At 72.2% G+C, this 18,314-nt stretch carries 19 protein-coding genes; 11 read left to right on the forward strand and 8 right to left on the reverse strand.

What is annotated here, in order from left to right; translation table 11 throughout:
• Positions 1 to 2: 2 nt before the first annotated feature.
• Positions 3 to 677 (reverse strand): response regulator transcription factor, encoded by a 675-nt coding sequence (locus V1457_RS03080; RefSeq protein WP_200073412.1) that lies wholly within the window; start codon positions 675 to 677, stop codon positions 3 to 5.
• Between the two features lie 89 nt (positions 678 to 766).
• Between V1457_RS03080 and hisN the strand changes: the two genes are divergently transcribed.
• Positions 767 to 1,558 (forward strand): histidinol-phosphatase, encoded by a 792-nt coding sequence (gene hisN / locus V1457_RS03085; RefSeq protein ID WP_407074771.1) that lies wholly within the window; start codon positions 767 to 769, stop codon positions 1,556 to 1,558.
• Positions 1,559 to 1,577: 19 nt separating this feature from the next.
• Here hisN and V1457_RS03090 read toward each other — a convergent pair whose 3' ends face one another.
• Both V1457_RS03090 and V1457_RS03095 read right to left on the reverse strand, forming a co-directional pair.
• Complete coding sequence (locus V1457_RS03090) at positions 1,578 to 1,913, reverse strand: hypothetical protein (RefSeq protein ID WP_295141430.1); 336 nt, start codon at positions 1,911 to 1,913, stop codon at positions 1,578 to 1,580.
• Complete coding sequence (locus V1457_RS03095; protein WP_338599958.1) at positions 1,910 to 3,232, reverse strand: glycohydrolase toxin TNT-related protein; 1,323 nt, start codon at positions 3,230 to 3,232, stop codon at positions 1,910 to 1,912. The genes V1457_RS03090 and V1457_RS03095 overlap by 4 nt, the downstream gene beginning before the upstream one ends.
• Before the next feature lie 207 nt (positions 3,233 to 3,439).
• On the opposite strand from V1457_RS03095, the gene V1457_RS03100 reads away from it, so the two are divergent.
• A complete protein-coding gene (locus V1457_RS03100) occupies positions 3,440 to 3,901 on the forward strand; it encodes a MaoC family dehydratase (RefSeq protein ID WP_200073415.1) in 462 nt (153 codons plus the stop codon).
• Position 3,902: 1 nt separating this feature from the next.
• Here V1457_RS03100 and V1457_RS03105 read toward each other — a convergent pair whose 3' ends face one another.
• The 4 genes from V1457_RS03105 to V1457_RS03120 all read right to left on the reverse strand — a co-directional run bounded on the left by V1457_RS03105 (position 3,903) and on the right by V1457_RS03120 (position 8,180).
• A complete protein-coding gene (locus tag V1457_RS03105) occupies positions 3,903 to 4,853 on the reverse strand; it encodes a hydroxymethylglutaryl-CoA lyase (RefSeq protein WP_200073416.1) in 951 nt (316 codons plus the stop codon).
• Positions 4,850 to 5,362 carry a PH domain-containing protein gene (locus tag V1457_RS03110; protein WP_200073417.1) on the reverse strand — a complete coding sequence of 171 codons (513 nt, stop codon included), beginning with the start codon at positions 5,360 to 5,362 and terminating at the stop codon, positions 4,850 to 4,852. Before V1457_RS03110 ends, V1457_RS03105 begins: the two co-directional genes overlap by 4 nt.
• A 65-nt stretch (positions 5,363 to 5,427) precedes the next feature.
• A complete protein-coding gene (locus V1457_RS03115) occupies positions 5,428 to 6,255 on the reverse strand; it encodes a biotin--[acetyl-CoA-carboxylase] ligase (protein WP_338599965.1) in 828 nt (275 codons plus the stop codon).
• A gap of 92 nt (positions 6,256 to 6,347) precedes the next feature.
• Positions 6,348 to 8,180, reverse strand: coding sequence for a glycoside hydrolase family 3 protein (locus V1457_RS03120; protein WP_200073419.1), 1,833 nt, complete (start codon positions 8,178 to 8,180; stop codon positions 6,348 to 6,350).
• A 276-nt stretch (positions 8,181 to 8,456) separates the two neighbouring features.
• On the opposite strand from V1457_RS03120, the gene V1457_RS03125 reads away from it, so the two are divergent.
• The 9 genes from V1457_RS03125 to V1457_RS03160 all read left to right on the forward strand — a co-directional run bounded on the left by V1457_RS03125 (position 8,457) and on the right by V1457_RS03160 (position 16,322).
• Entirely contained in the window at positions 8,457 to 10,373 is a 1,917-nt protein-coding gene (locus tag V1457_RS03125; protein WP_407074772.1) for a Xaa-Pro dipeptidyl-peptidase, read from the forward strand.
• Between the two features lie 206 nt (positions 10,374 to 10,579).
• The gene (locus V1457_RS03130; RefSeq protein WP_338599968.1) at positions 10,580 to 11,197 is read left to right on the forward strand and encodes a Maf family protein; all 618 of its coding nucleotides are present in this window, start codon (positions 10,580 to 10,582) and stop codon (positions 11,195 to 11,197) included.
• An 86-nt stretch (positions 11,198 to 11,283) separates the two neighbouring features.
• Positions 11,284 to 11,358: a putative leader peptide gene (locus V1457_RS30545; RefSeq protein ID WP_367268954.1), complete on the forward strand. Its 75-nt coding sequence runs from the start codon at positions 11,284 to 11,286 to the stop codon at positions 11,356 to 11,358.
• 123 nt (positions 11,359 to 11,481) lie between these two features.
• The gene (locus V1457_RS03135) at positions 11,482 to 12,819 is read left to right on the forward strand and encodes a dicarboxylate/amino acid:cation symporter (protein ID WP_338599971.1); all 1,338 of its coding nucleotides are present in this window, start codon (positions 11,482 to 11,484) and stop codon (positions 12,817 to 12,819) included.
• A gap of 74 nt (positions 12,820 to 12,893) precedes the next feature.
• Entirely contained in the window at positions 12,894 to 13,247 is a 354-nt protein-coding gene (locus V1457_RS03140) for a DUF1707 domain-containing protein (protein ID WP_200073422.1), read from the forward strand.
• A gap of 60 nt (positions 13,248 to 13,307) precedes the next feature.
• Positions 13,308 to 14,033 (forward strand): DUF3558 domain-containing protein, encoded by a 726-nt coding sequence (locus tag V1457_RS03145; RefSeq protein ID WP_338599976.1) that lies wholly within the window; start codon positions 13,308 to 13,310, stop codon positions 14,031 to 14,033.
• 313 nt (positions 14,034 to 14,346) lie between these two features.
• Positions 14,347 to 14,622 carry a hypothetical protein gene (locus V1457_RS03150; RefSeq protein WP_233628529.1) on the forward strand — a complete coding sequence of 92 codons (276 nt, stop codon included), beginning with the start codon at positions 14,347 to 14,349 and terminating at the stop codon, positions 14,620 to 14,622.
• 42 nt (positions 14,623 to 14,664) lie between these two features.
• Entirely contained in the window at positions 14,665 to 15,525 is an 861-nt protein-coding gene (locus V1457_RS03155; protein WP_338599980.1) for a PPE domain-containing protein, read from the forward strand.
• On the forward strand, positions 15,522 to 16,322 hold the full coding sequence (locus V1457_RS03160; RefSeq protein WP_338599983.1) for an ESX secretion-associated protein EspG: 801 nt from the start codon (positions 15,522 to 15,524) through the stop codon (positions 16,320 to 16,322). The genes V1457_RS03155 and V1457_RS03160 overlap by 4 nt, the downstream gene beginning before the upstream one ends.
• Before the next feature lie 185 nt (positions 16,323 to 16,507).
• Here V1457_RS03160 and V1457_RS03165 read toward each other — a convergent pair whose 3' ends face one another.
• Positions 16,508 to 18,169 (reverse strand): glycerol-3-phosphate dehydrogenase/oxidase, encoded by a 1,662-nt coding sequence (locus tag V1457_RS03165; protein ID WP_233628574.1) that lies wholly within the window; start codon positions 18,167 to 18,169, stop codon positions 16,508 to 16,510.
• Positions 18,170 to 18,314 lie beyond the last annotated feature (145 nt).

Here is an 18,314-nt window from a genome sequence, read left to right on the forward strand (position 1 = left end):
GGTCAGTCCGCGTTGAACCGGAACCCGACGCCGCGCACGGTCGCGATCCGCTGCTCATCGGCGCGGCCGTTGCCGTCGCCGAGCTTCCGGCGCAGCCACGAGATGTGCATGTCCAGGGTTTTGCTGCCCTTGCGGCTGGCTTCCGGCCACACCTCGTGCAGGATCTCCTCGCGGGTGACGACCTGGCCCGCGTGCTGCATCAGCACCCGCAGCAGCTCGAACTCCTTGTTGGCCAGGCCGACCTCCTGCTCGTCGACCAGCACCCGCCGCGCGGTGAGCTCCAGGCGGACCCCGGACGCCTCCAGCGTTTCCGGCGAGCCGCGGCGCAGCAGCGCCCGGATGCGGGCCATCAGCTCGGCCAGCCGGAACGGTTTGGCCACGTAGTCGTCCGCGCCCGCGTCCAGGCCGACCACGAAGTCGACCTCGTCGGTGCGGGCGGTGAGCATCAGCACCGGGATGCCGCGGCCCTGCGCGCGCAGCCTGCGGCACACCTCCAGGCCGTCCATTTCCGGCAGCCCGAGGTCCAGCACCATCAGGTCGATCACGCCGGACGACGCCTCCCGCAACGCGGCAGGGCCGTCCTCGATCACACGCACCGAGTAGCCCTCCCGCTGCAGCGCCCTCGACAACGGCACAGCAATGGCTGGGTCGTCCTCGGCCAGCAGCACTACGCTCACGCTCCCCACCCTAGATGTCCGCCAAGATCAGACTCGTCTCTAGGGAGCGTTCGCCGGGGGGCGGGGCCGCTGCGCCATCGGCGGGCACGATTAAGGTTCCGGGCGTGACGATCGCCGCTGACCTGGAACTCGCGCTGCACCTGGCCGACACCGCGGACGCGCGCACCACCGCCCGGTTCCGCGCCCAGGACCTGGACGTGACCAGCAAACCCGACCGCACCCCGGTCACCGACGCGGACCTCGCGGTGGAGGACGCGGTGCGCGCGGTGCTGGCCGAGCGGCGGCCCGGTGACGAGGTCGCGGGCGAGGAGCGCGGCGGGGACGCCTCGGGGCCGCGCGCCTGGGTGCTGGACCCGATCGACGGCACGAAGAACTTCCTGCGCGGCGTGCCCGCCTGGGCGACGCTGATCGCACTGGTCGAGCACGGCACGCCGGTGGTGGGCGTGATCAGCGCGCCGGCGCTGGGCAGGCGCTGGTGGGCCGCGGTCGGGCAGGGCGCGTGGGCTTCCGGCGGCGCGGGCCCCGAGCGGATCGCGGTGTCGGGCGTGCGGGAACTCGCCGACGCCTACGTGTCCACCACGCACCTGGGCACCTGGGTCGAGCACCACTCGCGGGAGTCCTACCTGCGGCTGGTGGACGCCTGCTGGGAGAACCGGGCGTTCGGCGACTTCTGGCAGCACTGCCTGGTCGCCGAAGGCGCCATCGACCTGGCCGCGGAACCGATCGTGAACCCGTGGGACGTGGCCGCCGCGCAGGTGCTCGTGCAAGAGGCCGGCGGCACCTTCACCGACCTGGACGGGACCGCGGATCACCGCGGCGGCACGGTGCTCACCTCGAACGGCCACCTGCACGCGGACGCGCTGGCCCTCCTGCGGCGCTGATCGCTTCAGGACTGGCGCTTCAGGACTGGGCGGGCGTACCGCTCGGCGGCGTGGCGGGCTCCTGCACGGTCGTGCCGGTGGGCTTCGAGGTCCGGTCGACCGGGCCGATCACGCCGCGCAGCGCCTGCGTCCAGGTGAGCCTGCCGAACAGGTAGAAGCAGGCGACCTGCTCGCTGCTGAACCGCGCCCAGTCGTAGCGGTTGCCCTGCTCGCGCCAGAACACCTCCCAGCCGGGCACGCCGTCGATCTCGGTGCGCAGCAGGCACCAGGCGTTGTCCGCTTCGGCACCGAGCGAGACCAGTTCCGCGGGCACGCCCATCGCCGTGAGCCAGCCGAGCACCGATTCGGTGTTCACTCCGCGCTCCCCTCAGTCGCTTCCTCCCGCGCGGCGGCCGGCTCGGCGCGCATCCGAGCCGTGCCCGCCTCCGTCTCAGCCCGCTGCACGGTCGAACGTTCCAGCCGGATGGTGCCGGTTTCCTCCAACGCCGGGGCGAGCTCCGCGAGCAGGCCCAACGCCACCAGCTCCGCCAACGGGTGCGTGGTCCGGTAGCGGACGCCGCCGCCGCGCGCGCCGAACCACGGCGCGGTCACGGCTCGCCACACCGGCAACGGGTGCAGCACGCGGTACCGGTGGTACGGCAGCTCCAGGTACTCGGGCGGCAAGCTGCGCTCGGTGAACGCCGTCCCCTCCGGCGCAGCGACGCGGCCTTCGCCGTCGCCGAGCTCGTCGAGGACCGTGTCCGGGTCGAGCACGATCGGCTCACCGGCCTCGGTGCAGCCCTCCGGGAACTCGTCGGGCGGCCACCGGTAATCGGATCCGGTGCTGCGGTATTCGCGGTCCCACGCGTGCTCGGACAGTTCGGCCAGCGGCTCGTGATCGGCGGTGAAGTCTTCGGGGCGCGACGCAGCTCCGCGGGCATCCGGCGGGGGCAGTTTCCCGGAGCGCACCCGGGCCAACGCGTCCCGGTCACCTACGAGATCCGAGCGCGGGTGATCCAGCGGCCCGAAGCGGCGCGCGGCGCCCGGATCGGGCAACTGCCTGCTGGCGTTGGTCTGGGCGACCGGCAGATGGCCGATCGGGAACTGGTGCAGCATGAACGCCACCGTCTCCTTGTGCTCGCCTTGGCGATGCCCAGGAGCGGCGGCTTGCTCGGCGCGCGGCGGCTGCGGGTATGGCCGCCGGTTCGGCGGGTACGGCGCGCTCGGGTACCCGGCCTGCCGGGCCCGGTACGGGGAACGCTGCCCGACCGCCGGTTGTCCGGGGTGCGGAGCCGGTGCGCCAGGTGCCTGCTGACCGGCCTGATTCGGTTGCCCGCCGGGCTGTCCCGGACGCACCGGCGGTTGCGCGGGCCGAGCCGGCCGGACCGGTGGGCCCGGCGCCCGGCCTTGCGGAAATGCGGGCTGTTGCGCGGAACCGCGCTGCCCACCGCTGCCGGGCCCGCCCTGCCCTGCCGGCGCGGAAGACGACCCTGCCACCCCGGAAGACGACATGGCCGACCACGCTTGATGCAGCGAATGCGGAGCGGTCACCGAAGCCGGGTCCACGCCTCCGACGCTCCAGCCACCTGCCGCGGATCCGGCGGACGACGAGCCGATCGACACGGGGCCGGTGTGCTCGCCCTCCGCCTGCCAAGCCGAGCCCTTCCCATCCGGCGCGGGAGGTTCGACGCCCATCGGTGCTCACCCCTGCCCTTTCCGCTCACGCCGGTGGTGTCGGTGGCACCGTGCCGGAGGCGATCACCGTCAACGACGCGCACCGTCCACCGAATGGTTCCATGCCGCGCGGGCATGATCCGAGCCGGATCGTCCGCCCGAGGACGCCGGCCCGAGGCAGCCGGGGAGCACCGCCGCAGGGCCTTGGTCGGCTGCGATGATGCGGTCATGGTGGCGATCGCGTACGAGGACCTCACGCCCGGCCGGGTCTTCGACCTGGGCTCGGTGCGGATCGACCGGACGGAGATGGTGGAGTTCGCCCGGCGGTTCGACCCGCAGCCGTTCCACGTCGACGAAGAAGCGGGCAAGCGCTCCGTGCTCGGCGGGTTGTGCGCGAGCGGCTGGTACACGGCTTCGCTGTGGATGCGGGCCTACGTAGATCACGTCGTGGGCGATTCGACCTCGCAGGGCTCGCCCGGTGGCAACGAGCTCACCTGGAGCGCACCGGTGTTCCCGGACGACGAGCTGCGCTTCGGCATGGTCGTCAACAGCAGCAGGCGCTCGCACAGCAAACCCGGGCTGGGGCTGGTGGAGGTCACCGGCACCGCCGATCGCGACGACCAGCGGGTTCTGCGGTTCACCTTCGTCGCCCTGTTCGGCACCCGCGACGCGCCCGGCCAGGACGGCTGAGTCAGCCGGTGAGCGCTCGGACCACGCCGGACGGGCTCGGGCGGCCCAGCTGCTCGGCCATCCAGGCGCTGGTCGCGGCCAGCGCGGCGAGATCCACGCCGTGCCCGATGCCGAGCCCGTCGAGCATCCACACCAGGTCCTCGGTGGCGAGGTTCCCGGTCGCCGACTTCGCGTACGGGCAACCGCCCAGCCCGCCCGCCGAAGCATCCACAGTGGACACTCCGAGCCGCAACGCCGCGCAGGTGTTGGACAACGCCTGTCCGTAGGTGTCGTGGAAGTGCACCGCCAGCCGCGAAACCGGCACGTCCGCCGCGGTGCACGCCCGCAGCACCGCCTCGACGTGCCCGGGCGTGGCCACGCCGATCGTGTCGCCGAGCGAGAGCTGGTCGCAGCCCATGTCCAGCAGCCTGCGGCCCGCCCGCACGGCCTGCTCGACCGGCACCGGCCCCTCCCAGGGGTCGCCGAACACCATCGACAGGTAGCCCCGCACGGTCATGCCCGCTTCGACCGCGCGAGTCACCACCGGCTCGAACATCGCGAACTGCTCGTCCAGGCCGCGGTTGAGGTTGCGGCGGCTGAAGGCCTCGGTCGCCGATGCGAAGATCGCGATGTCGGTGACCCCGGACTCCAGCGCCCGGTCCAGCCCGCGCGCGTTCGGCACCAGCACCGGATAGCGCACTCCGGAACGGGGTCGCAGGCCGGCCAGCACGTCGGCCGCGTCGGCCAGCTGCGGCACCCACTCCGGGCGCACGAAGCTGGTCGTCTCCACGACGGGCAGCCCGGCCGCGGCGAGCCGGTGCAGGAACTCGAGCTTCACCTCGGCTGGCAGCACGCCCTGCTCGTTCTGCAGGCCGTCCCGCGGGCCGACCTCCCAGATCGTGACCTCGGCGGGCAGCCCGGCCGGCTCCGGCGAGGGCACCCGCATCGGAAGGCCGAGCTCGGGCGCGCTCATCGCTGCTGCTCGCCGTGGTGCTCGTCCACGTCGTCGTTGACCTCGTGGTAGAGCAGGGTGTGCACCCGCTGCACACCGGGGATGTCGTCGAACTCCAGCGGCTCGTCGGAGGCGGACTCGACGATCAGCGTGCCGCAGCCGAGCATCCGGTCGGCCAGGCCCTGGGTGAACCGCACGCTGTTGATCCGCCACATCGGGATGTCCACGCCGGTGCGGGTGAACACGCCCTCGCGGACCATCAGCCGCCGCGAGGTGACCACGAAGTGCGTGGTGCGCCAACGCAGCAGCGGCGCGAGCGTCCACCAGACCACCAGGATCACGCCGACCACGGCGATCGCGATCCACGCGGGCAGGTGCCAGCTGTACTGCCCGGCCATCGCGGCGCCGTACGAACCGGCCCCGACGACCACCAAGAACAGCAGCACCGGGAAGAACAGCATCTTCCAGTGCGGGTGGGTGTGCACCACCACGTACTCGTCCTCACCGAGCAGGCTGTCCGGATAGGCCACCGGAGATCCCTCCCTCAATCACCGCCGCCGATCACGCTACCTTCCCGCGCGCCCTCCGCACGTGATCAGTTGGGGCGAAGGTGCACCACGTCGCCCGCGGAGACCGGTGTGCTGGCACCGTCCACGCCGCGCACCACCAACCGTCCCGACGGGTCCACGTCGGTGGCAACGCCGCGCAGGTCCTCGTTGCCCAGCTCGACCCGGATCCGCTGGCCGAGCGTGCCGCAAAGTCGCTGGTAGCGGTCCAGCAGGCCACTGGCCAGCACGTCCCCGTCCCGTTCCCGCCACTGCCGGTCGGCATCGGCGAACGCGCGGAGCAGGGCGACGGCGAACTCCTCGCGGTCCACCTCGGCGCCCTGCGCTGCCAGCGAGGTCGCGGGCAGCCCGCCCGCGCCGTGCGGCAGATCTGCGGCCTGCTGGTGCACGTTGATGCCCATGCCGAGCACGATCGCCATCCCGTCCGGCGCGGCGACCCCTTCGGCGAGGATGCCCGCGGCCTTCTGCCAGCGGTCGGCGTCGCCGAGCAGCAGGTCGTTCGGCCACTTCAGCTTGGCGGTGAGCCCGAACATCGCCTGCACCGTCTCGGCGAGCGCGACTCCGCCGATCAGCGGCAGCCACGCGATGGCCTCGCGCGGCACGGTGGACGGCCGCAGCAGCACGCTGACGTGCAATCCCTGACCGCGCGGGGAAACCCAGCCGCGGCTCAACCGGCCGCGCCCGGCCTGCTGCTCCTCGGCGAACAGCACCGTCCGGTCCGCCGCCCCGCGCCCGGCGGCCTGCACCAGGTCGGTGTTCGTCGACCCGGTCACGGTGACCACGTCCAGCGCCGAGTACGGGCCGTCTTCCACGAGTCGCTTGCGGAGGTTGTCGGCATCGAGCAGCACGGGCTCCATGCGCCCAGATTACGAGCACGCTCGACCGGGTCGTGCGCGACCTGGGCATCGGCCGGTTGCGCGCTCGTCGCCGCAGCAGTGCCGGTGCGAGGTCAGCTCGGGTATCGGAGCCCGAATCCCAGCGGGAACAGGGCGTCCTGGCCGTCGCCTTCGTTGATCGGCTGCTGGTCGAACGAGCGCATCCAGCTCATCGGCAGCTTCCCGGTCGGGTTGTGGTCGCCGAACAGCACGTCGGCCACCCCCTGCCCTTCGGACCCCGGCAGCCAGGACGCCAGCAGCGCGTTCCAGCCGTCCAGTTCACCGGCGACGTCCAGCGGCCGCCCGGAGACGGTCAGCACGACCACCGGGACGCCGGACTCGCGCAGCTTCGCGATGGTGGCGAGGTCTTCGTCGTCGAGACCGAGCCCGTCCGGCCGGTCGCCCTCGTACTCCGCGTAAGGGGTCTCACCGACCACCGCCACGGCCGCCTGGTAGCTGTCGTCGACGCCTTCTCCGTTGCGGGAGTAGTCGACCTGCGCACCGGGCGCGGACCGCCGGATGCCCTCGAGGATCGTGGTGCCCTCGGTGACGTCCCCGCTCCCGCCCTGCCAGGAGATCGTCCAGCCGCCGCTCTGGTTGCCGATGTCGTCGGCGTTCTTGCCCGCCACGAAGATCTTGCCGTCCTTGGCCAGCGGGAGCACCCCGTCGTTCTTGAGCAGCACCTGCGACTCGCGGACCGCTTCGCGCGCCAGCGCCCGGTGCTGCTCGCCGCCGACCTCGGGAAGGAGGTCGCGCTGGGCGAACGGGCGCTCGAACAGGCCGAGCTCGAACTTCTTAGTGAGGATGCGCCGGTTCGCGTCGTCGATGCGCGTCATCGGCACCCGGCCGGATTCCACCTCGGCGCGCAGGTAGTCCAGGAACTTCTCGTGCCGATCGGACATCATGATCATGTCCAGCCCTGCGTTGACCGAGGCGCGCACCTCCTCCGGCGTGAAGTCCTCCCGCCCGTCGATCTTGTCGATGGCGTCGTAGTCGGAGACCACGATGCCGCCGAAGCCGAGCTCGTCCTTGAGCACGTCGGTGACGAGGTAGCGGTTCGCGTGCAGCTTCACGTCGTTCCAGCTGCTGTAGGAGATCATCACCGAACCGGCGCCGCGCTCGATCGCCTCGCGGAACGGCGGCAGGTGGATCTCGCGCAGCTCCTGCTCGCTGATCTCGGCGTTGCCCTGGTCGTCGCCGCCGGTGGTGCCGCCGTCGCCGACGTAGTGCTTCGCGGTCGCCAGCACCGAGGACGGCGAACCGCCCAGGCGCTCGCCTTGCAGCCCGGTGACCGCGCTGCTCATCGCCGATGCCTGCTGCGGCGTCTCGCCGAAGGATTCGTAGGTGCGGCCCCAGCGGTCGTCGCGCGCCACGCACAGGCAAGGTGCGAAGTCCCAGTCGATGCCGGTGGCGGCGACCTCTTCAGCCGTCGCCGCGCCGATGCGCCGCACCAAGTCCGGGTCCGCGGTCGCGCCGAGCCCGATGTTGTGCGGGTAGATCGTCGCGCCGTGCACGTTGTTGTGGCCGTGCACCGCGTCCACGCCGTAGAGCAGCGGAATTCCCAGCGGCGTGGCCAGCGCCGCGCGCTGGTACTCGTCGTACATGTCCGCCCAGGCTTCGGCGGTGTTCGGCTCGGGCGCGGAACCGCCGCCGCTGAGCACCGAGCCGAGGCGGTACTGCGCCGCTTCCTGCGGCCCGGCGGCGACCCGCTCGGACTGCACCATCTGCCCGAGCTTGTCGTCCAGCGACATCCGCGACATCAGGTCCTGCACGCGTTCCGGCACGGGTGCGGCCGGGTCGCGGTAGCCGGGCTGCTCGGTGACCGCGGGCGTGAAACCGGCGGTGAGCAGCGCGGCCGCAGCGAGGCCGGTCACGGTCAGCGATGTCCGCAAACGTCGGCCCCGCATCGATCCTCCTCATCGAGAACGCATGTTCCGGGCGATTCCGCCATTCCGAACGTTAAGGAACGGTTCCCCGCGTTTCTTCCGCCGAACGGCCGCACCGGACTCCGGGAATTTCCCAACCGCATTTCCGCGGACGATCCGCGAGGATCGACCGCTGCACCTGCGAGGACGGCGAACGGTCCTTCTGGAGGAATGGCGGATCATCGGCAGCCACACTTTCGGCCGTGGCCGGGGTGCGCGCGCGGCGCTTAACCTGCCGGAAGATCATCGGAGGTGGCCGTGCCGGAAAAGTCGAAACGGCGGGGCGTGCTGCGCGCGCTGCTGTGCCCAGCCCTGCTGCTGCTCACCGCGACACCCGCGGTCGCAGCACCGGCCGCCCCGGCCCAACCGGAGCCGGTGCGCGAAACGGTGTGGGTGGACACCGGCCTCGACAACGACGGCGACGGCGCGACCGACCGGGTCGCCGCCGACATCGTCCGCCCGCCGACGGACCGGCCGGTCCCGGTGATCATGGACGCGAGCCCCTACTACTCCTGCTGCGGCCGCGGCAACGAGGACGAGCGCAAGACCTACGACGAGCAGGGCCGCCCGCAGGGTTTCCCGCTGTTCTACGACAACTACTTCGTGCCGCGCGGCTACGCGACGGTGCTGGTGGACCTGGCGGGCACGAACCGCTCCGAAGGCTGCGTGGACGTCGGCGGCGAGTCCGACGTGACCTCGGCGAAAGCCGTCATCGACTGGCTCAACGGGCGCGCGAAGGCTTACCAGCGCCCCACCGGCGGCGCCGAGGCGGACGCCGGCTGGTCCACCGGCGACACCGGCATGATCGGCAAGTCCTACGACGGCACGATCGCCAACGGCGTCGCCGCGACCGGTGTGGAGGGCCTGCGCACGATCGTGCCGATCGGGGCGATCAGCTCCTGGTACGACTACTACCGCTCGGACGGCGTCAGCTTCGGAACCGACCCGCGAGGGCTCGCCGAGAGCGTCGAGGAGGGCGGTGGCCGACCGGACTGCGGCCCGGTCAAGCAGCGGCTCGACGAAGGCGCACCGGCCAACGGCGACACGACGCCGATGTGGCGGCAGCGCGACTACGCACCGGACGCGGGCGAAGTCCGGGCCAGCGTGTTCGCCGTGCACGGGCTGGGCGACCTCAACGTCAAGACGATCCAGTTCGGGCAGTGGTGGGACGCGCTGGCCTCCCACGACGTGCAGCGGAAGGTGTGGCTGAGCCAGACCGGCCACGTCGACCCGTTCGACTTCCGCCGCGCGGAGTGGGTCGACACGCTGCACCGCTGGTTCGACCACTACCTCAAGGGCGCGGACAACGGCGTCGAGCACGAACCGGCCGCGAGCATCGAACGCGCCCCGGACGAGTGGTCCGACGAACCCGGCTGGTCCGGCGAGACCGCCGCGCCGACCACGCTGCACCCGGCTCCCGGCGAGTCCCCGGGACTGGGCGGGCTCGGCGTCGCGCCCGCGGACGGCCAGGAGTCGTTCACCGACGACGGACACAGCACCGAGTACGACTGGGCCGAGCATCCGGATCAGCCCGCGGCGAACCGGACGCTGTTCACCTCAGCGCCGTTGCAGCAGGACATGCGGGTCGCGGGCACCGGATCGGTGTCGGTGCGCGCGACGCCGGGCACCTCCAGCGCGCACCTGTCGGCGATGCTGGTCGACTACGGCCCGGCGACCACCCGCGACGCGCTGGGACCGGGTGAGGGCATCCGCACCCTGGACACCGAGTCCTGCTGGGGCGCGAACCGCCCCGGTGACGACGCCTGCTACCGGGACACCGAAGCCACGAAGTCCGATGTGGACTACCAGATCGTGGCGCGCGGCTGGGCCGACCTGGCCAACCACGAGTCGCTGTCGCAGGAGACCCCGTTGCAGCCGGGGAATCCGTACGAGATGACGTTCCGGCTGGGCACCACCGATCACGTCGTGCCTGCGGGGCACCGGCTCGGGTTGATCGTCGCGGGCACCGACGGATCCACGATCCAGCCTCCCGAGCAGCCCGGACGGGTCGATCTCGGGCTGGCGGGCACCTCGGTGTCGGTGCCGGTCGTCGGCGGCCCCGCGGCCGCGACCGCGGCCGGCCTGGCGGAGCAGCCCAGCAGCGCCCCGACCGTGCGGCCGGACCGCACCCCATCCCGCCCGACACCCCGCATCAACGGCGACATCCCGGAGTGAAGGACTCCGTCGCCGCGATAGGCCGAGCGACGGCCCCCATCGCTCACCTCCCATCCACACCGAAACCGACACGCACGCGCACCACCCGACCGGTGCCGATGGACTCCTCGGCCCCAATGGGCCGGGCTACGGTCCCCGTCACCACTCGATGGCTCCGGTCCGGGAGCTGCGCGAACCGCACCCGAACCACCCTCTAGAGTCGGGCCGTGCGTTTCGTGCTGGCCTCCGCCTCCCCCGCCCGCCTGTCCGTGCTGCGCGCCGCCGGGATCGAACCGGTCGTGCGGGTCTCCGGGGTGGACGAGGACGCCGTCGCAGCCGCGCTGGTCGATCCGGAACCCGCCGAGCTGGTCACCGCGCTGGCAGCGGCCAAGGCCGAAGCGGTCCGCGCAGGCGAGCAGGACGCGGTGGTCGTCGGCTGCGATTCGATGCTGTCGATGCACGGCGAGGTCGTCGGCAAACCGCACGATCCGGAGGTCGCGGCCAAGCGCTGGCGGCAGATGGCCGGCGGCACCGGCGAGCTGCTCACCGGTCACGCCGTGCTCAAGCTGCGCGGCGGCGAAGTCGTCGCCCGCGCCCAGGCGCACCGCACGACCGCGGTGCGCTTCGCCGAACCCACCGAGGCGGAGCTGGACGCCTACCTCGCCAGCGGTGAGCCGCTGCGGGTCGCGGGCGGGTTCACCCTCGACGGCCTGGGCGGCTGGTTCGTCGAAGGGGTCGACGGCGATCCGTCCAGCGTGATCGGCATCAGCCTGCCGCTGACTCGCGGGCTGCTCGCCGAGGTCGGCGTCCGCGTGACCGACCTCTGGACGTCCGGGACGGCGTGACCACCGGTGTGCGCACGGGTGAACGTGAGCACAATTCGGTTACCGCGGGATGGCGTGGGCGCTCGACCGGGTTACAACTGTCCGCGATGGGAAATCACCGGCATCTGACCTCTCGGCTGCACGTCGATCTGCGACGGCAGGCCAGCAGCGTCTGTCGCTGACCGTCCGCGCCCGGCCGTTCCCCTCGCGAGCGGTCCCGGCCTGATCCGCGCGACCCGCCGATCAGCCGCCCTCCCGGAATCCCCCGCGGCGATCTCCGCCGCACGTCCGCTCAGGAGACCCCTGTGTCCACCACTCCCGCGCCGAAGAGGCGACCGCGCTTCAACCCGCGAGCGTTCGCCGTCGCGGTCGTCGCATCACTCGTGCTCGGCGCCGTGCTCGGCTGGATCGCGAAGAGCACCGGCGCGCAATGGCTGATCACCGCGATGGACACCGTCGGGTCCACGTTCACCAAGCTGCTCACGTTCACCGTGCTGCCGTTGATCTTCACGGCGATCGTGGTGGGCATCGACAGCCTCCGCAGCGTCGGCGGCGGCAAGCTCGCCGCCCGGCTCGGCGGCAAGACCGCGATGTGGTTCGCGATCACCTCGCTGATCGCGGTGGTCATCGGGCTGGCCGTGGGCAGGTTCGTGCAGCCGGGCCAGGGCCTGGTGCTGGAACCCGACCCGGAGCGGCTCTCCGCCATCGGGCAGAAGACCCAGGGGTCCTGGCTGGACCTGCTCACCGGGCTGGTGCCGGAGAACCTGGTCAGCGCGTTCGCCGACGGGCAGACGCTGCAGGTGGTGTTCGTCGCGCTGATCATCGGTGCGGCCGCCTACAGCCTCGGCGACCGCGCGAAGCCGTTCGTCGAGTTCAACCGCTCGCTGTTCGAGGTGATCCAGCGGGTGCTGGGCTGGATCATCCTGCTCGCGCCGCTGGGCACGCTCGGGTTGATCGGCAACGCGGTGGCCACCTACGGCAACGAGTTCTTCGCCCCGCTGCTGAAGCTGATCGGGGCGACGTACCTGGGCTGCGCGCTCGTGCTGTTCGTGGTCTACCCGGTGCTGCTGCGGTTCGTCGCGCACATCAGTCCCCGGACCTTCTTCGCGAAGGCGTGGACGGTGCTGCAGTTCGCCTTCGTGTCCCGCTCGTCCAGCGCCACCCTGCCGCTGAGCAGGCAGACCGCGGAGAACCTGGGCGTGCGCGGTTCCTACGCGAACTTCGCGGTTCCGCTGGCCACGACCACCAAGATGGACGGCTGCGCAGCCGTCTACCCGGCGGTCGGGTCGATCTTCATCGCGAACCTGTTCAACATCCACCTCGGCCCGGTGCAGTACCTGACGATCGTGCTGGTCGCGGTGTTCGGCGCCATCGCCACGGCCGGGGTCACCGGCTGGTTCACCATGCTGACGCTGACCCTGAGCGCGCTCGGCTTCCCGCCCGAGGTGGTGGCCACCGGCATCGCCATCGCCTACGCCGTGGACCCGATCATGGACATGATGCGCACGATGACCAACGTGGCCGGGCAGATCGTGGTGCCCGCGGTCGTGGCACGCGGCGAAGGACTGATCGACGACGAGGTGCTGAACTCCCCGAGCGAGCCGCCGCTGCTGTCCCGCAGCCCTTCGGGCGCCGAGGCCTAGGGCCTGGCGAACAGCGGGAAAAATCGGTGTCGCGGAGTTCTCCGGCTGCGCGCGACGCCGCCTACGATGGCGGTGTGGGCAGCGGACGGAACCTTCGGGTGGGCGATGCCGAACGGGAAACCGCGATCAAGGCGCTGGGCGAGCACCTGACCGCGGGGCGGCTGGACGTCGGCGAGTACGACCAGCGCTGCGCCGACGCCGCCGCGGCCCGCTTCCAGTCCGACCTGCGGGCCCTGTTCGCCGACCTGCCGAACATGGTTTCGCCGCCGCACGCGCAGGCACCCGAGCCGCGTCGCCGCCGTCCGGTCGGCCGCATCCCGCTGGGCATCGTGCTGCTGCTGGTCTGCGTCGTGGGGGTGCTCAAGCCGATCCTGCTGCTGCCGCTGGCGGCCGCGGCCGCCGCGCTCGTCCTGCTGATGCGCCGCTGACGACTCGCGCGTGGCGCAAGTTCACCCGGAGCCGACGGCGCGTTGGTTACGGTGAGTGCCATGCACAGCTCGCGGACCCCGACTCGACGGGCGCGCACGGCCGCGCAGTGGGGCGGTGTGGTCGCCGCGGGAATGCTCACCGTTTCCGGTTGTGGCCTGCTGCGCTCGGAGAACACCGCGGAAACGACAGCTCCCCCACCGCCGCCGCCCGCACCGCCGACCACCAGCGCCCCGGCCCCGCTGCCGCCGCGGCCGTTCGAGATGAACATGGCCGGCGTGGACCCGTGCGACCTGCTCACCGAACAGCAGCGCGGGCAGCTGGGCTTCGACCGCGAACCGCTGGCCGACGCCGAGGCCGGTTTCGGCGATGCGCCCACTTGCAGCTTCCGCAACACCACGGCGAAGGTCGGCGCGCGGCTGTCGCTGATCACCACCGAGTCCATGGACGTGTGGACCGACGACACCGCGCAGGTGCAGGCGACTCCCGTGGTGCTGGGCGGCTTCCCGGCGCTGGTCATCAAGACCCCGGACCTGGACATGGCCTGCAACGTCGCGGTCGACGTCGCCGCGGGGCAGCACTTGGACGTGCTCTACCGCGACGACGGCGGCCAGCCGGCGCCGCCGCTGGACGCGCTTTGCGCGGGGGCGCAGCGGGTCGCCGAGAACGCGGTGGCCTCGCTCGCCGATCCCGCACCGCCGACCTCCGAGGAGACCTCCACCTCGGAATCGTCGTCCGGGGAAGCGACCACTTCGCGAGCACCGACCACGCCGCGGCCGACGGACTGAGCCACGCCGCACGCCGCCGCTCAGCGGCTCTTCTGTTCGGTGTGCGCTGCAGTCCTTCTGCTCCGGCGCAGCCGCCTGAACAACCGGCACCGGCCGACGCAGCACCAGCTCCGGAAGATCCGCAGTGTTGATACTCACCGCGTTTGGAGCACTCCCCACGGTGATGGTTGGTGATTAGAGTGAGCGCGGACGTTTTACCCGTGGGAGGGAACAACCCGTGCCGCTGCATTCAGGGGACGGCTCGCCGGATGTTCCGGCGCCGGGAGGCGCCGGCGGTTCCATGCGGGTCGAGCCCAGCGCCATTCCGAACCTCGTGAGTGCCTTGCAGTCCTCGCTGGACGCGGTGGGCGTGCAGATCGAGCACGCCATCACCGAACTGCGCATCCGCCCGTGGGCGGGTGATCCGGTCAGCAGCACCGCGGCCGAGCAGTTCAACCTCCGCTCGGTCGGCGGTGACCAGGACGCGCTGACCGCGCTGTGCGGCTACCGCGACCAGCTGCAGTCGGCCGCGGAGTCGCTGCGGCTGGCGAACCAGAACTACGTGGACATCGACGAGACCAACGCGGCCCGGCTCACCGGTGGGTGCTGAGATGCTCCCCGCCCGCAGGCCGCCTCGGACGGGAGGCCGCAGATGAGCGAGCACCGCTGGCAGGGCTACCGCCACGAGGAGCTCTACGAGCAGATCAACCAGGGTCCGGGTGCGGACGGCTCGACCGACTCGGTGCGGCGCTGGAGCGAGCTGACCCGCGCTCTCGGCGAGATCGACGGCGGTATCGCCGCGGCGCTGAACTCGGCTATGGCCGGTTGGGAAGGCGACGCGGCGGACAGCGCCCGCGGCGGGTTGCGCCCGCTCGGCGACTGGGCCGCCGAGGCGCAGGCCGCCGCCGAGGTGATGCGCGACCGCGCCGAGCAGCAGGCCGCATTCGTCGGCAAGGCGCGCGCGGACATGCCGCAGCCGACGCGGGTGACCTCGGAAGACCCGGGTTCGGCCGTGACCGGCCTGGTGCACCTGTTCGGCGGGCAGACCGACTACGAGGTGCAGGAGGCCCGGCGCGACGCGGCCGAGCAGCGCGCGTTCGAGGTGATGCGCACCTACGAGGGCGCCACGCAGGCCAACACCACCTCGCTGGCCTCGTTCACGCCGCCGCCGCAGGTCGTGGTGGACGGCCCGGCGGCGGCACCGGGCGCGGCGAAGGGACCGGGGCAGCAAGGCATCACGATCAGCTGGCACAACGCCGCGATCGCGCCGCCCGGCGTCCCGGGGTCCGCGTCGGCGCCGAGCGGCAGGCAGTCCGGGCGCGGCGGATCGGGCCGCGGCGGATCGCGCACCGATCAGCACAAGGGCGGCGGGCACACCGGGAGTTCCCGGTCCCGACGACGCGACGACGACCAAGTCGACCGGAAGGTCACCGAGCAGTTCGGCAGCCCCGGCGGATTCTTCGACGAGCAGCAGACCTTGTCCCGCCCCGTGATCGGCGGGGATCCGGGTTGACGACCGGAGCACCGGGCCGCGAGCTGTCGGCCCTGGAGTTCGACGTGCTCACCGAACACCTTGGCGTGGCGGCGGTTCCGCTGGTGCTGCGGGTGCACTCGCCGGGCCGCACCCACCGCGAACGGGCCGAGCTGGTCGATTCGGTGTGGCGCGGACTGGCCGACCGGAACCTGGCCGGCGGCGGCGAGCTGAACCGGGGACTCGCCCGGCTGCTGCGCCTGCTCGACCACCCGACGTCCGAAGTGGACGGACGGTTGTGGTGCGGCCGCAGCGTGCGCGTGTTCGCCGGCGCCCGCGGCGAGGACGGCGTGCTGGTCACCAAGGACGGCGATGCGTTGCGCGTGCGGCGCGCGGCGGCGACCGCCGTCGCGCGGGAGGCGGTTTCGGTGCTGCCCCCGGCGCAGGCCGGCCCGGGACGTTCCGTCGCGGTGCGCAGCGCCGACCTCGACGCGGCGGCGGCCGAGACCGGCGGCGACGTCGAAGCGCTGGAGCAGGAGCTGCGCCGCAGGGGCGTGCGCGCCGACGACGCGGAGGACCTGACCGCGATGGTCCGCGGAGCCGGATCGCGCGGGCAGTTCGGCGCCGCGGCGCGGGACGGGACCGGCAGGCGGGTGCGGGCCGAGCGGGTGGTCGCCTTCTTCGACACCCCGCACGGCCGCTACGCGCAGCTGCGCCGGGACTCCCCGTCCGGCGACCCGTGGAGCACCATCGCCCCCGCCGACGACCGGCGGATGATCGCGCTGGTCGAAGAGCTGCGCGGCGAGCTCACCGGCCACGCGGACGGTTTCGGGTCATAAGCCTTCGACCGCGCCGAAATGCCCATCGCTTTCGGCGTGACCCGGCGTGCACGCGAAAGGGACCGCTCGCCCCTGCTGGGGACGAACGGTCCGCTCACTTCGATCTCGCGCCTTCGGGTCGACCGCGCAGCGATGACCGGGTACGCGACCGGCACCGCTGCGCAGCTGCTCCCGAACGTCGCGGCTCAGGCGATCGGTTCGGTGAGGTCCGGCCGGGCTTCCGGCGCCGCCGAACGCTTGGCGTCCGCAGCCTGGTCGTCCGGCTGGGTCTGCGAATCCCGCTCGGCCTCGACCCGCGCCGTGTACACCTCGATCTCGCGCGCGATCCGCTGCTCGTCCCAGCCGAGCACCTCGGCCATCAACCGGGCGACCGGCTCGGCCGACTCCACGCCGCGGTGCGGGGTCTCGATGCTGATCCGCGTGCGCCGGGTCAGCACGTCCTCCAGGTGCAGCGCGCCCTCGTGCGTGCACGCGTAGACCACCTCGGCCTTGAGGTAGTTCTGCGCGGCCGGGATCGGCTTGAGCAGCTCCGGGTTCTCGATCGACGGCGCCAGCACCTCGTGCACCTGCGAGCCGTAGCGGTCCAGCAGGTGCCGGATGCGGTACGGGTGCACCCCGTGCGCCGCGGCGATCTGATCGGCCTGGTTGACCAGCGCGTGGTAGCCGTCCGCGCCGAGCAGCGGCACCCGGTCGGTGATCGACGGCGCGATCCGCCCGGACAGGTCCGGCCCGATCGCGTCGACCGCGTCAGCCGCCATGACCCGGTAGGTCGTGTACTTGCCGCCGGCGATCGCCACCAGACCCGGGGCGACCCGGGCGACGGCGTGCTCGCGGGAGAGCTTCGAGCTCTCGTCGCTCTCCCCCGCCAGCAGCGGCCGCAGGCCCGCGTACACGCCCTCGATGTCCTCGTGCTTCAACGGCGTGGCCAGCACGGTGTTGACGTGTTCGAGGATGTAGTCGATGTCCTTCTTGGTCGCCGCCGGGTGCGCCAGGTCCAGGTTCCAGTCGGTGTCGGTGGTGCCGACGATCCAGTGGCTGCCCCACGGCACCACGAACAGCACCGAAGTCTCGGTGCGCAGGATCAGCCCGGACTCCGAGACGATCCGGTCCCGCGGGACGACGATGTGCACGCCCTTGCTGGCCCGGACCCGGAACCGGCCGCGGCTGCCGGAGAGCCGCTGCAGCTCGTCGGTCCACACCCCGGTCGCGTTGATCACGGCCTGCGCGCGGACCTCGGTCTCCTCGCCGGTCTCGGTGTCGGTCAGGCGCACCCCCGCGACCCGGTCGGCTTCCTGGAGGAAGCCGCTGACCTGGGTGGAAGTGGACACGACCGCGCCGTAGCGGGCGGCGGTGCGCGCGACGGTCATGGTGTGCCGCGCGTCGTCGGACTGGGCGTCGTAGTAGCGGATGCCACCGACCAGCGCGTTGCGCTTCAGCGCCGGGACCATCCGCAGCGCACCGGCCCTGCTGAGGTGCTTCTGCCCGGGCACCGAACGCGCGCCGCCCATCGTGTCGTACATCAGCAGACCGGCCGCGGTGTACGGGCGCTCCCACACGCGGTGGCTCAGCGGGTACAGGAACGGGACCGGCTTGACCAGGTGCGGAGCGATCCTGGTCAGCATCAGCTCGCGCTCCCGCAGCGCCTCCCGGACCAGCGAGAACTCCAGCTGCTCCAGGTAGCGCAGCCCGCCGTGGAACAGCTTGCTGGACCGGCTGGAGGTGCCCGCGGCCAGATCGCGGGCCTCCACCAGCGCGACCCGCAGCCCGCGGGTCGCCGCGTCCAGCGCGGTGCCCGCGCCGGTGACGCCGCCGCCGATCACGACGACGTCGAAGTCCTCGGAGCTCAGCCGCTGCCAGTTGCGTTCCCGATCGGACGGGCCGAGCCTGCCCCCGGCAGCCTCGGACGCGCGCGTCGCCTCGCTCGCGCCGGCGTTCGCGGATGATTTGTCGTCGTGGGACACCAGGCGTCCTCCTCGCTCGAATCGCGATCAC

The organism is Saccharopolyspora sp. SCSIO 74807, from assembly GCF_037023755.1.
Classification (GTDB): Bacteria; Actinomycetota; Actinomycetes; order Mycobacteriales; family Pseudonocardiaceae; genus Saccharopolyspora_C; species Saccharopolyspora_C galaxeae.

Coding starts and splice junctions, on each gene's coding strand:
- V1457_RS03095 (WP_338599958.1), bottom strand. CDS start 3,232: ATGGGCGTCGAACCTCCCGCGCCGGATGGGAAGGGCTCGGCTTGGCAG.
- V1457_RS03100 (WP_200073415.1), top strand. CDS start 3,440: ATGGTGGCGATCGCGTACGAGGACCTCACGCCCGGCCGGGTCTTCGAC.
- V1457_RS03105 (WP_200073416.1), bottom strand. CDS start 4,853: ATGAGCGCGCCCGAGCTCGGCCTTCCGATGCGGGTGCCCTCGCCGGAG.
- V1457_RS03115 (WP_338599965.1), bottom strand. CDS start 6,255: ATGGAGCCCGTGCTGCTCGATGCCGACAACCTCCGCAAGCGACTCGTG.
- V1457_RS03120 (WP_200073419.1), bottom strand. CDS start 8,180: ATGCGGGGCCGACGTTTGCGGACATCGCTGACCGTGACCGGCCTCGCT.
- V1457_RS03145 (WP_338599976.1), top strand. CDS start 13,308: ATGCACAGCTCGCGGACCCCGACTCGACGGGCGCGCACGGCCGCGCAG.
- V1457_RS03155 (WP_338599980.1), top strand. CDS start 14,665: ATGAGCGAGCACCGCTGGCAGGGCTACCGCCACGAGGAGCTCTACGAG.